At 47.8% G+C, this 12,535-nt stretch carries 13 protein-coding genes; 6 read left to right on the top strand and 7 right to left on the bottom strand.

The window, feature by feature from the left end; translation table 11 throughout:
• The first annotated feature begins 174 nt into the window (after window positions 1-174).
• Complete coding sequence (locus HYT76_02010; GenBank protein ID MBI2082320.1) at window positions 175-1,095, top strand: branched-chain amino acid transaminase; 921 nt, start codon at window positions 175-177, stop codon at window positions 1,093-1,095.
• A gap of 19 nt (window positions 1,096-1,114) precedes the next feature.
• Here HYT76_02010 and HYT76_02005 read toward each other — a convergent pair whose 3' ends face one another.
• The 3 genes from HYT76_02005 to HYT76_01995 all read right to left on the bottom strand — a co-directional run bounded on the left by HYT76_02005 (window position 1,115) and on the right by HYT76_01995 (window position 3,621).
• Window positions 1,115-1,378: a hypothetical protein gene (locus HYT76_02005; protein MBI2082319.1), complete on the bottom strand. Its 264-nt coding sequence runs from the start codon at window positions 1,376-1,378 to the stop codon at window positions 1,115-1,117.
• A gap of 153 nt (window positions 1,379-1,531) precedes the next feature.
• Window positions 1,532-3,187 (bottom strand): excinuclease ABC subunit UvrC, encoded by a 1,656-nt coding sequence (gene uvrC / locus HYT76_02000; protein ID MBI2082318.1) that lies wholly within the window; start codon window positions 3,185-3,187, stop codon window positions 1,532-1,534.
• A gap of 38 nt (window positions 3,188-3,225) precedes the next feature.
• Window positions 3,226-3,621, bottom strand: a complete 396-nt coding sequence (locus HYT76_01995) for a PilZ domain-containing protein (protein MBI2082317.1) — start codon at window positions 3,619-3,621, stop codon at window positions 3,226-3,228.
• Window positions 3,622-3,813: 192 nt separating this feature from the next.
• Between HYT76_01995 and HYT76_01990 the strand changes: the two genes are divergently transcribed.
• Together HYT76_01990 and infA are read left to right on the top strand one after the other, a co-directional pair.
• The gene (locus tag HYT76_01990) at window positions 3,814-4,161 is read left to right on the top strand and encodes an RNA-binding protein (protein ID MBI2082316.1); all 348 of its coding nucleotides are present in this window, start codon (window positions 3,814-3,816) and stop codon (window positions 4,159-4,161) included.
• A 3-nt stretch (window positions 4,162-4,164) separates the two neighbouring features.
• Window positions 4,165-4,392 (top strand): translation initiation factor IF-1, encoded by a 228-nt coding sequence (infA, locus tag HYT76_01985; protein MBI2082315.1) that lies wholly within the window; start codon window positions 4,165-4,167, stop codon window positions 4,390-4,392.
• Here infA and uvrB read toward each other — a convergent pair.
• A complete protein-coding gene (gene uvrB / locus HYT76_01980; GenBank protein ID MBI2082314.1) occupies window positions 4,389-6,398 on the bottom strand; it encodes an excinuclease ABC subunit UvrB in 2,010 nt (669 codons plus the stop codon). The two genes, infA and uvrB, sit on opposite strands and share 4 nt — an antisense overlap.
• A 160-nt stretch (window positions 6,399-6,558) precedes the next feature.
• On the opposite strand from uvrB, the gene HYT76_01975 reads away from it, so the two are divergent.
• The 3 genes from HYT76_01975 (at window position 6,559) to HYT76_01965 (ending at window position 9,958) form a co-directional block, all read left to right on the top strand.
• Window positions 6,559-7,392 (top strand): TIGR02147 family protein, encoded by an 834-nt coding sequence (locus HYT76_01975; GenBank protein MBI2082313.1) that lies wholly within the window; start codon window positions 6,559-6,561, stop codon window positions 7,390-7,392.
• Complete coding sequence (locus HYT76_01970; protein MBI2082312.1) at window positions 7,389-7,961, top strand: hypothetical protein; 573 nt, start codon at window positions 7,389-7,391, stop codon at window positions 7,959-7,961. Before HYT76_01975 ends, HYT76_01970 begins: the two co-directional genes overlap by 4 nt.
• Window positions 7,962-8,035: 74 nt before the next feature.
• On the top strand, window positions 8,036-9,958 hold the full coding sequence (locus HYT76_01965) for a beta-propeller domain-containing protein (GenBank protein MBI2082311.1): 1,923 nt from the start codon (window positions 8,036-8,038) through the stop codon (window positions 9,956-9,958).
• Here the strand turns inward: HYT76_01965 and HYT76_01960 are convergent.
• From HYT76_01960 to ispD, 3 genes are read right to left on the bottom strand one after another with little or no spacing between them, the layout of a single operon-like run.
• Complete coding sequence (locus tag HYT76_01960) at window positions 9,939-11,372, bottom strand: cysteine--tRNA ligase (protein MBI2082310.1); 1,434 nt, start codon at window positions 11,370-11,372, stop codon at window positions 9,939-9,941. The two genes, HYT76_01965 and HYT76_01960, sit on opposite strands and share 20 nt — an antisense overlap.
• Window positions 11,373-11,375: 3 nt before the next feature.
• Window positions 11,376-11,852: a 2-C-methyl-D-erythritol 2,4-cyclodiphosphate synthase gene (locus HYT76_01955; GenBank protein ID MBI2082309.1), complete on the bottom strand. Its 477-nt coding sequence runs from the start codon at window positions 11,850-11,852 to the stop codon at window positions 11,376-11,378.
• Window positions 11,849-12,535 carry a 2-C-methyl-D-erythritol 4-phosphate cytidylyltransferase gene (ispD, locus tag HYT76_01950; protein ID MBI2082308.1) on the bottom strand — a complete coding sequence of 229 codons (687 nt, stop codon included), beginning with the start codon at window positions 12,533-12,535 and terminating at the stop codon, window positions 11,849-11,851. The genes HYT76_01955 and ispD overlap by 4 nt, the downstream gene beginning before the upstream one ends.

Here is a 12,535-nt window from a genome sequence, read left to right as displayed (position 1 = left end):
CAAAGCAAGACAGGCGCGAACATTAGATAATTTCCATTATTATTCAGTAGGTTGAATCGATCTCCAAACTGAATATCGAAACTATGGTTTCTTATCATTTTGATAATTCTATCATTTTGATAAACCACAAAACATCTCGACTCCGGGAGTGGGATACGGTAGGAACAGGCATCGATGCTCAAAAAAGCGGCTAAAATTTGGATGGATGGCAAACTCGTTCCTTGGGATCAGGCGAATGTTCACGTCTTGACCCATACCCTCCATTATGGTCTCGGCGTTTTTGAGGGAATCCGGTTCTATGAGGGGGCAAACGGAAAATCGGCGGTCTTTCGCCTGAAGGAACATATCCAACGCCTTTTTGATTCGGCCCACATTTTTAATATGAAGATCCCCTTTGGTAAGGACGAGATCATTGAGGCGTGTAAAGAGACGATCCGTATCAATAGCCTTAAGAAAGGATATATCCGTCCCATCGTGTTTCTTGGGGATGGTGAGATGGGGCTTTATGCCACGTCAAATCCAGTGCGTGTGGCAGTAGCGGCGTGGGAGTGGGGAACCTATCTGGGTGACGAGGGGATCAAGAATGGGATCCGGGCAAAGGTCTCTTCATTCAGTCGACCCCCCGTTAATACCACGATGAACAAGGCAAAGGCCTGTGGGAACTATATTAATTCAATCTTGGCAAAAAGAGAGGCGATATTGGCCGGCTATGAAGAGGCGATCCTGCTTGATGTCGATGGATTTGTTGCGGAGGCCTCTGGAGAAAATGTCTTCCTGGTGAAGAATGGTTCTGCCAAGACAACCCCTCTCGGTTCCTCGATTCTTCAGGGAATTACGAGGGATTCCGTCATCACACTTTTGCGAGACAACGGTATTTCTATTTCCGAAGAAAGATTCAGTCGGGATGAACTCTATCTTGCTGACGAGGTTTTTTTAACAGGGACTGCAGCGGAGATCACACCAATTCGGGAGATCGATAACAGGACCATCGGCGCTGGAAAGCCTGGTAGCGTGACACGACAGGTCCAGGAGCTTTTCTTCAGCGTCGTCCGGGGAGAGAATTCGAAATATCGTGCCTGGCTTGATCCCGTCTAATCCTTCGATGAACTCAGGACTAGTTTAACGTTTCCTTGAAGAGAAAGTGCCTTAGATCATCTCTCTTGTCCGGCGCATTGTGGATAAAGATTTTTGCCGAGATCTCACCGTGAGGAAGGTTAATCACTTGTTGCCATCTCTGAAGATGCATCGAAGAACTTGGTCTTGGCAAAAGAATCCCACCACAAGAAAGGACCGTTGGTTGAGAGGGATTCGAGGTCTCCCCCCTGACCTCGAAACAGAGCGACTCCAGGACGCTTTCCAATTCTGGATCGGCAAACATCCTTTGCACCTCCCGCCTTCATGAAAGTGCAATCCCTGTGCCACAGGATGGACCGCCCCCTATTTCTGCTTACTAGATGATTTTTAAATCTTTTTTATTTTTCTATTTTTAGAAATGGAGTGGCTGGTGTCTCAAAATGATAAACAAGTGTCATTATTTTGACAGAAACTGTTTTTGTCGAAGCTTCTTATGGTAGGTAATCGCGAAGCGATGCGCCTCATCACGGATCCGCATGAGGAGATGAAGAAGGCTCGATTGGGGTTTTAATCGGACCGGATTTTTTCTCCCTGGAAGGTAGACCTTGTCGCTTGACTCGTCGGGTCGGGCCTTTGCCAGCGCGGCAATATCAATTCCCGTAATATTGAGTTCAGACATGACTTCGATAACAGAGTTCAGTTGTCCTTTGCCACCGTCGATCAGGATCATGTCGGGTCTTTCCCATTTTTCTCCCTTATCCCCCTCTTTTTCGCTTCGGATCAGTCGTCTTTTCAAAACCTCTTTCATCATCGAAAAATCATCGGGTCCCAGCACTGTTTTGATACGGAATCGGCGGTACCCTTCTTTGAAAGGTTCTCCTTGAAGAAAACTGACAAGAGACCCGACTGCCAGGGTTCCTCCGATATTTGAGATATCAAAACACTCGATCCGTCGTGGAAGATTCTGGAGGTGCAGAACCGACTGGAGGTGGTCCAAGATTTCCCCGATCTCTTCCTGTTTCGCCTCCCGGTGACGAAACCCCTCCTCTGCATTCTTGAAGGCAAGCCGGATCAGATCCCTCCGATCACCCATTTGGGGAGAGAGGAGAGAACAAGCCTTCCCACGACGTTCCTGAAGAACCTCAAGAAGAGGCCCTTTATTTTCCAAATCGGAGGGCAAGAGAATTTCATCCGGGATGAGACGCCCTTCTCCATAGTATTGATTCAGAAATTCCTCGAGTACCACAGGCTCTTCCTGATAATTCTTGAGATGGTAAAGTCGAGATTCCCAGACCTTCCCCTCTCGGATCTCCACAACACAAAAAGTGATCCGCTCCCCTTCACGGTAGAACCCAATGGCATCCTGGTCAATCCACCGATGCCGTGCGACAGACTGTTTTTCGAGAGTTTCCTTTATAGACCGGATCAGGTCGCGAGCCTTCGCCGCCTTTTCAAACTCCTCCCGTTCTGAAAGCTTGGCCATCTCTTGTTCGACTTCTTTTAGGAGGTCCTGCTTTCGACCCTGGAGAAAAAGTTTTACCTGTTCGACTGTCCTTTTATAAATCTCTTCCGAGATATAGCCGACACAGGGGGCATCGCATCGATGGATCTGGTACTGGAGGCAGGGGCGAATACGGTTCGTCAACTCCTGGTCTGAACAGGTCCGGAGCCGAAAATGTCGCTCAATAAAATCAACCGTTTCACGGCAAGCAGCAGCCGATGAGTAAGGGCCAAAATAAAGGGAACCATCTTTTTTGATCTGGCGGGTGACATAGAGGCGGGGGAATTTGTCCTTTGTTGAGAGCTTAAGGCTTAAATAGCTTTTGTCGTCTCGAAGCTGGATGTTGTATTTAGGGTGGTGTTTTTTGATAAGCGTATTCTCCAAAAGGAGCGCTTCTTTTTCATTTTCGGTAACGATGTGGTCGAGGTCTTGGACACGCCTCATGAGGAATTGGATCTGATGCCGGTTTTCCTTTGTCTTCCCAAAGTAGCTGCTAATCCTCTTTTTGAGATCATTGGCCTTGCCAATATAGAGGATACCTCCCCGGTCATCCTTCATTAAATAGACCCCAGGAGAGGTGGGAAAATGAGAGGACTTCTCTTTAAGATTCACGGAGAAAAGGGATAAATGATTTCGGTTATTTTTTCAAACTAATGCAAGTAGCGACTAGGCGTGCCATTCGTCTCCACAAGGCGGGACATCTGATTGTAGATAAAGGTCATGAAGCGTTCTTTGTCTTTTTCATCCATATCCCGAATAATCGCACCGGTTTCGAAGCAATGATCCGAAAGCTTGTTTTGCCAGACGATCTCCCCCTGGGCACGGATCGGTTCCTGGTCCTCTTCGTCAAGGAGTTGGATTTCGAGGTTTAAAAGTGTCCCATTTTCAAGTAGATGGGGGGTCATCAAGCGAATACCCCCGGCACTGATATCTGCGCTTTTTGACTCGGCGATCTCACTCAGATCGCCGCCCGGCTTCTGGATGACATAATTGACTGAAAGTGCGATATCGAGGCGGGCATGACGGCGTTGGTCAGTATCGGGCATAAATAACCTCCGTTTGACAGGCTTCCTATCGACGAAATGAGAAAACGGGTGCGTAGAAAATGACACCCCGTTGACATTTTTAGCCTAAAGTTGCATAAATGGCCGGTCAGTGATCGTGGCCTTTTTTGAGAGATTTGAGCATGGTGCCCATGTCCTCTTAAGGCTCACACCCAAACCTTAGGAGGGTTAATCATGGGTAAGAAACTGTATGTAGGCAATCTGCCTTATTCCATCCGAGACGAGGAGCTCCAACAGCTTTTCGCTCCGATGGGGACTGTCGTTTCCGCACAGGTCATCATGGATCGCTATTCAGGACGGAGCAAGGGCTTCGGTTTTGTCGAGATGTCGACTGACGAAGAGGCCCTTCGCGCTGTTTCTGAGTTGAATGGCAAGGACCATTCAGGTCGTGCCTTGACCGTCAATGAAGCTCGTCCAAAAGAGCAACGTGACGATCGGGATCGTGGTGGTAATGAAGGACGACGTGGCGGTTTTGGTGGTGGTGGTGGCGGCGGACGCCGAGGCTCTCGAGGGGGATTCTAGGCGTTGTCGAAAGACGATCTCGTTAAGTTTGAGGGTCAGATCAAAGATGCAACCGGCGGTGGGAATTATATGGTCGCCCTCGAGAACGGCGTGACGGTCTCAACAAAACTTTGCGGGAAGATGAAACGCTTTAAAATCCGGGTCATTGTGGGAGACAAGGTTACGGTTGGCGTGTCTCCCTATGATCCGACCCACGGGCTGATTTTACACAGACATCGCCCAGGTACTTAAGCGCGGATACCCAGCGTGAGTTCCTTCTCCCTCAGGAGCTTGATCCTGTCTCGAATTTCAGCAGCCTTTTCAAATTCCATATTGGTGGCAAATTTCTTCATCTGTTTCTTGAGATCTTCAATGATCTCAGGGATTTTTTCGATGGGGATTCTCTCTCCCCCTTTCGTGGTCTCTGCGGGAACGGTAAAATAATCTTTTTCATAGATGGAGTGGAGGGCATCACTAATATTTTTCTTTACAGACTGAGGGGTAATCCCATGTTTTTTATTATAGTCGGTTTGAAGCTTGCGACGTCTTAGAGTTTCCTCGATCGCCTTTTGCATCGAGTCGGTCATCCGATCGGCATAAAGGATCGCCTCTCCCTTCAGATTTCGGGCTGCACGGCCAAAGGTCTGGATCAAAGACCGCGCCGATCTCAAGAAACCCTCTTTATCGGCGTCCAGGATGGCAACCAGAGATACTTCAGGGAGGTCAAGCCCTTCACGAAGAAGATTAATGCCGATAAGGACGTCGAACTCTCCAAGCCGTAATGACCGAAGCAGCTCCACACGTTCCAGAGTTTCTATATCCGAGTGAAGATATTTAACCCGAATCCCCTTCTCCTGATAGTAACGTGTCAAATCTTCAGACATTTTTTTTGTGAGAGTGGTTACCAAAACCCGTTCTCCCTCTTTTGCACGAAGCCGAATCTCTTTTTCAAGATCACTGACCTGCCCCTCTGCCGGTCGTACAACTGGCTTTGGATCGATCAAACCGGTGGGACGGATGAGCTGCTCAATGATAACCCCTTTCGATGTTTTGATTTCGTAGTCTGAGGGGGTCGCGGAGACATAGATGATCTGATGAATCAGTTCCCCAAACTCTTCGAATTTGAGCGGTCGATTGTCGAGGGCTGAGGGAAGGCGAAACCCGTAATCAACAAGATTTGCCTTTCGGCTCTTGTCTCCGTTGTACATCCCATTGAGTTGCGGGATGGTGATGTGGCTTTCATCGACAAAAAGAAGAAAATCGCGTGGGAAGTAGTCAATCAACGTCGGTGGTGGCTGCCCAGCACCCCGTCCTGTAATATGTCGTGAATAGTTCTCGATCCCCTTACAAAAACCCATTTCTTCCATCATCTCCAGATCAAAGTTGGTTCGTTGCTCGAGCCGTTGAGCCTCCACCAGCTTCCCTTGATTTTTGAACCATTCCAGACGTTCTTTCAGTTCATCGCGAATGTTCTGGATGGCACGCTTTATCTGTTCCTCAGGGGTGACGTAATGTGAGGCGGGATAGATAGTGATCGATTCAAGTTCTTTGAGGATTTGACCACGCAGGGCATCAATCTCAGTCAGGCGTTCAATCTCATCTCCAAAAAATTCAACACGGATCGCGCGCTCTTCCTCATGGGCCGGGAAAATCTCAACCACATCCCCTCGGACACGAAAGGTGGCTCGATGAAAATCATAGTCGTTTCTTTCATACTGAACCTTGATAAGGTCCTTCAGGAGCTGTTGCCGGGGGTATTCTTTTCCACTTTCAATAGGGACCACAAGCCCATGGTACGCCTCGGGAGAACCAAGACCGTAGATGCACGAGACCGAGGCGACGATGATCGTATCATGTCGTTCTAAAATGGATCGCGTAGAGGCGTGGCGGAGCTTGTCGATTTCTTCATTAATCGAAGAATCTTTTTCGATGTAAAGATCCTGATGCGGAACATACGCCTCCGGCTGGTAGTAGTCATAGTAGGAAACAAAATACTCAACCGCATTTTCAGGGAAAAGCTCCCTAAATTCAGAAAAAAGTTGGGCGGCGAGTGTCTTGTTGGGGGCGATGATGAGGGCTGGTTTATTCAGATTGGCAATGGTGTGAGCCATGGTGAAGGTCTTGCCAGATCCGGTGACCCCCAAAAGAGTTTGGTGTTTGGTCCCTTTTAAAATCCCCTCGGTCAAGGCCTCGATCGCCTTCGGCTGATCCCCCTTTGGTTTGAATTCGCTAATTAATCTGAATTTACCGTTTCCCATATGTATTCTGTATAATTAAAAAATATAAATATTTAATAATAAGTAAATGAAATTATTAAATTTAATATTATTAATGTATTCTTAAAAATGTATCTTTTTAAAAATCGAGTGGACTCAACACCTCCTTTTCACGATAATAGAGTTAAGAAAGGTTATTATCGTGCCGGATCTTTTTAACTATCTTAACTACCGTCATTTTCTCAAGGACTACTATAGAGAGGCAAAAGAGAAGAGGGGGGCTCTATTTTCCTTTAGGACTTTTTCTCGATTGGCCGGATTAAAATCGCCCAATTTTCTCAAGCTCGTGATGGAGGGGAAGCGTAATCTTGGTCCGCAGGGAATCCGAGGCTTTAGCAAGGCGCTTCATTTAAACAAGGAGGAAAGTTCCTTCTTCGAAGCGCTGGTTAATTTTAATCAGGCGCCCAATGATAGCGAAAGAAATCAATGGTACGAAACATTGTCTCGATCGCGTCGTTATCGCGAGATCAAGCAGATCGAAAAGGATTATTTCGTCTATTATTCCAGATGGTATTATCCAGCCGTACGCGAGTTAGTCTTGCTCCCAGATTTTAAAGAAGACCCCCAATGGATTGCGGAAAGACTCTTTCCTCCGATTACACCCCGAGAGGCCAAGGTCGCTCTGGAACTTCTTCTGGAACTCGGTTTCTTGAAGAGGAATTCTTCGGGACACCTTATCCAGGCAACTCGTAACATGACAACCGATCGCGAGGTGGTGTCACTCGCGATCGCCAATTTTCATCGGGAAATGATACAAAAGGCCGCTGAATCAATCGAGAAAACACCTCCAGAAAAAAGGGATATCTCCTCGCTAACATTAGCCTTGTCTAAGGAAAAATTTGAGGAGGCGAAACGGAGGATTCAGGATTTCCGTCGTGAATTGAATATCCTGCTATCGGATGATCAAAAAGTTGATTCTGTTTACCAACTCAATTTTCAGATCTTCAATCTCTCGGGGGTTTTGTGGCCAAAATGAAGCGGATGCGGACCCTTTTTCTCATTTCTTTTGTTATTTTAGGTGGTTGTTTTGGGGGGACAGAGACCGGGAATCCTCAAACACCTGGGGTTCCAAAAGAGGAAGAGCCAAATTATACGAATGATGATTTTGGGGTTTCCGCCCGATATGACAGTGGTTGGAGTGTGACAGAGACTCCTGCTGCTGGATCGCCAGACAGTACCACTGCCGGTGATGCCCCTATTGCTGCCCCTGCCGAGGGGATAGACACATCGGATTCACCGTCGACAGAATTCACTGATGGGACGACGATCGTAACTATTTATTATGTCACCTTGAATTCGGTGCCTGACAGTCTTTTGAATTACCTGGAATCCAAGTTTCCCTCCCGTGTTTTTCAGGAATTCTCCAACAGCCAGATATCCGGTTTTAAATATGACAATCCTGAGGCCGGAGATACGGGAGGAGATCGGCAGGAATACTATTTTTTAAACGAAAAAACTCTCCTTTACGTCATCACCGATCTCTTCGATGTTAACGATGGACTTAAGAAATTTGAGGCCTTCATCGATTCACTTCGGTTCGAATAGAGCCGTATTCTCCAGAATACAAAAACAGATCCCTCCCAATAGACCCCTGAAGACCTTCCGGCGATAATAGATTCATGAAACGGAGAATCATCATGAAGACAAAACAACTCATCGGGGTCATCATAACGACTATTATCTATGCAGGATGTCTTGTGCAGGGGTCCGGCCTTCCGGGACCTGTCCCACCGGACCTGAAACCCGACCTTGTCCTGTCACAATTAAAGACATTTTCTGACGACACTGAGTTGCAAGACTACCTGCTGCAGGTAGATGCCATAAAGAACAGCGATTCCTCCGCTGCAGATGCCGAGACAACGGGAGTATCGAGCGAACCGGCTGCCGATGCGGCGTCAAGCGGCAACAATGCCGAGATCACCAATAACCAGGAATCGGGTGTTGATGAAGGGGGGTTGGTCAAGAACTACAAGGATCTTCTGATCATCCTGCGTCGTGGCAGGCTTGTGACTGTCCAAGTCGGGGAAAACGGTTCTCTGAAGAAGATTGATCAGGAGGAGGTCACACCTGCCGGGCTTGATAATAACGTCTGGTATGATGAACTTCTGGTCCACGAGAATCGGGCGATCGTGATCGGCTATCGCTATGGTGTGATCCCGAACAAACCGTATAAAAGGAGTGCGACAGAGCTTAATTTTTTCGAGATCTCCGAAGAGGGAAGTCTCTCGCGTTTAAAAACCTTTTTCATCGAATCGAATGATTACTATTCCTGGAAGAATTATGCGGGACGACTCTTGAATGGGAAACTTATTCTTTATACACCGTATGCCTCTTCCAGCCTACTCGATTCTGAAAGGCACCTCCAAATGCCACAGCTCTACATTTATGAAGGGGAGGGGAAACTCACACCGCAAGCACCTTTGTTCCGGCCGACCGACATTTTCAAGCCGATCCAAGAGACAAGCTGGCCGGTTCTGCACTCGATCCTGATCTGCGATCTTGAAGAAAGTTCTCGCCTTGATTGCGAGGGGAAGGCGTTTGTCGCCTCATGGCCCCGTGAGCTCTACATCTCGGAGAATCACGCCTATCTCTTTGCGGGCAAGGGGTGGTCCAATAACGACAAGGAAGCGAATCTGCTCTACAGCTTATCTCTGGATCTCTCGACGAGTGGTGTTGTTCAGGTAAAAGGGTTTCCTCTCGATCAGTTTTCATTCAGTGAATCAGAGGATGGCATTGATCTCCTGCTCATGAACTTTCAACGGACAAGTTCTGGATACGAAGCGAAAACCACCTTAACACAAATCCCATTCGATGCCTTTGATGACCTCCCCTCAAGTCTTTCTCGTCAGAAGATAATCGATTTGGGGGGGAAACCATGGGTCAATCGATTCAGCCCGACGCATCTCGCCTTGGGCGGCGATAAATTTCTGACGATCGTTAACCGGGGAACTCAAGAGGTGACTCGTTTGGATACCGGCATGGTGGTCCAGAGATTGGAACTTGCCGGCAACCGATTTGTCGCTATCGGTCCAGAGGGAGACCAGTTTGATCTTGATTCCAACCTGAGGATTAACCTTGTTGATTTAGACAACACGCCAAAAATCTCCGATTCCATTACGGTTCCGTTTTTTGAAGGGGAATGGCGGAGCCACGGGTATGCCTATCATGAGGGGGAATTTTTCGACACTTTTGGTCTTGCAACGCAGTCCATCGTCGAGGTCGGATCCTGTCTGGAGGATGTCTCCTCTCCGGATATTTTTTGTTGGGACGGCTATGAGATCATCCCATCGATCAGTTTCTTTAATATCGATACTGACGGATCCATTGAGTTCAGTCAAACGACAGGGCTCCAAGCCTTCAACGAGCCATCCGAGAGTTGCACCACCTCTTGCGCTGACTGGTACGGTAATACCCGTCCGATATTTTTAGAAGGTCGGGTCTTCGGTTTGATCGGAGACGAACTCTCAAGTGGCATGATGGACCAAGACCGGCAACTCAAGCTGAAACATCACCTGAATATTTTCACTGGGGAGTTGCTCTGACGCTCCAACTTGTCGTGCCATCAGGGTTATCCTTGAGCTCGACACCTTTTTGCGCCAGTTCTTGTCGAATGACATCGGCCGCCTTCCAATCTTTTTGGGAGCGGGCCTCTTGCCGGGCAAGGATCTTCTTTTCGATCTCTTGAGGTGAGAGCCCGAGGGTAGATACACGAGATTCTTTTTTGGCCTGAAGGTATTGTTCAGGATCTTTGTCAAAAATTCCAAGAATAGAGCCGATTTTTTTTAATTGTTCGAAAAAATCTGTTCGACTTTCGGCTTCGACATCGGGAGTTTTGTCCAGCCAGCTGTTCAGGTGACGGATTTTGTTGAAGAGGGTGCCAATGAACTGCGCAGAATTGAAGTCGTCATCCATATACTTTGAAAAATGGCTCAAGAGATGGGGTTCAGGGAGCGCCGTCTCTCCCTCAGGATGTTTTTTTAATCTTAGCAGTGTTTCGTAACCGCGCCGAACCGCCTCCTCAGCCTCTGAGAGGCTTGTTTCAGTAAAATTCAGGGGACTCCGATAATGGGTTGAGAGGAGAAATAACCTCACGGACTCAGGGGACCATTTTTTGAGGATCTCAGGAATTGTTCGGATATTCCCAAGGGACTTACTCATCTTCTCTTGATCGATATTCACAAAACCATTGTGGATCCAATAGCGGACAAAAGAGACCCCTGTTACCGCCTCACTCTGGGCGATTTCATTCTCATGGTGGGGAAAAATAAGATCCCGCCCACCTCCATGAATATCAAAACTCTCTCCCAAATATTTCATGCTCATGGCGCTGCATTCGATATGCCAACCGGGTCTCCCCTCGCCCCATCGTGAAGGCCATTTCGGTTCTTCCGGCTTCGATCCTTTCCAGAGAACAAAATCCAGAGGGTCTTTCTTTTTTTCGTCGACATCGACTCGAGCGCCGGATTCGAGTTCGTCGATTTTTTTATGGGATAATTTTCCATAACCAGGAAACTGACGAACGGGATAAACGACATCCGTTCCCGCAACATAGGCAAACCCTTTTTTCTCAAGGGAATCTATCAAATGCAGCATCTCGGCAATATGTTGACTGGCACGGGGTTCAATCGTTGGAGATTGGACTCCTAACTGAGCCATCGCCTCGCTATAGGAAACGATGTATTTTTCAGCGATCGCCTCACAACTCGTCTTGGCGTCATTCGCCTTCTTGATAATTTTATCATCAACGTCCGTGAAATTTCGAACGTAGCTCACTTCGTAACCTAAATATTTTAGATAACGATAAACAATATCGAAGACGATTGCAGCCCTTGCATGTCCGAGGTGGCACTCATCATAAGAGGTAATTCCACAGACATACATCTTGACCTCGCCTGGCTTGATTGGTTCAAAAGTTTCTTTCCGACGAGTAAAGGTATTGTAGATTGCCAGTGTCATTTCTTAATGGCCTTCCTTGAGAAGGACAATCGCCTGGGCAGCGACCGCTTCTCCACGACCGATGGCATCGAGCCCCTCGCCCCGTTTCGCCTTAATATTAATCCTCTCTTTTTCTATGCCAAGATGCTCGCTGATATTTTGTATCATTCCAGCGAGATGAGGCTTGAGCGTCGGTTTTTCGAGATGGATATTGACATCAATATTTTCAATAGCAAGGTGACGATCTCGAATAAGTTTTCGCACCTCTTTTAGGAAAATGTCGGAACGAGCGTCCTTCCAGCGAGGGTCGGTATCGGGGAAGTAGTGACCCATATCCCCTAAACCGGCAGCCCCCAACAGGGCATCCGCAATAGCGTGGTAAAGACAGTCTCCATCAGAGTGTCCGATCGGACCTTTTTCAAACGGGATCTTCACTCCCCCGATGACCAGACTTCGCCCGGCTACCAGAGGATGAATATCGTATCCCAATCCGATTCTCATGATTTTGCCCTCCGGAGCACCAGAAGCTTTTTTGCCATTTCCAGATCTTGAGGACGAGTCACCTTAATATTATACGGATCTCCTTCGACGACCTTGACCTTTGCCCCTATTCGTTCGACTAACATCGCTTCGTCTGTCCCTGTAAAGTTGTCCCTCTTCGCTTGCTCGAACCCCTTTTTGAGGAGGGGGTAACGGAAGGCCTGTGGTGTTTGAATACTCCAGAGCTGATTTCGATCAACTGTTTTAGTCACGAACATCTCTTTCGACACTTCCTTCGTGGTCTCTTTAACAGGCAAGCCAGCGACAGAGGCGCCGGATTCCCGTGCCGCAGAGATGACATCTTCGATCAAGGTGGTTGAGATCAATGGTCTGACACCGTCATGGATGACAACGAGATCGCAAGGTTTCAGGGCATCAAAACCGCGTGCCACAGAGTCTTGTCGTGTTGCCCCTCCAGCAATAATCTTGATCTGTTTTTTGGTAGAAAACGAGTCGACTATTTCCCTTGCCTGTTCCATTTCTGGCTCAGGAACAACAAGACAAAGCCCCGTGATAAGGGGAGACTTCAGAAAAGATTCCAAGGCATGGCAAAGAAGCGGTTTGCCTTCGAGATCTAAAAACTGCTTCAAGGCACCAAAGCGCCTCCCCTGCCCTGCAGAGGGGATGATCGCCTGAATATCCAT

This window comes from Deltaproteobacteria bacterium, assembly GCA_016180845.1.
In the GTDB taxonomy this organism is placed as follows: domain Bacteria; phylum UBA10199; class UBA10199; order JACPAL01; family JACPAL01; genus JACPAK01.
Note: the sequence above shows the minus strand (reverse complement) of the source record. Positions and strands in the feature narration are given on the sequence as shown.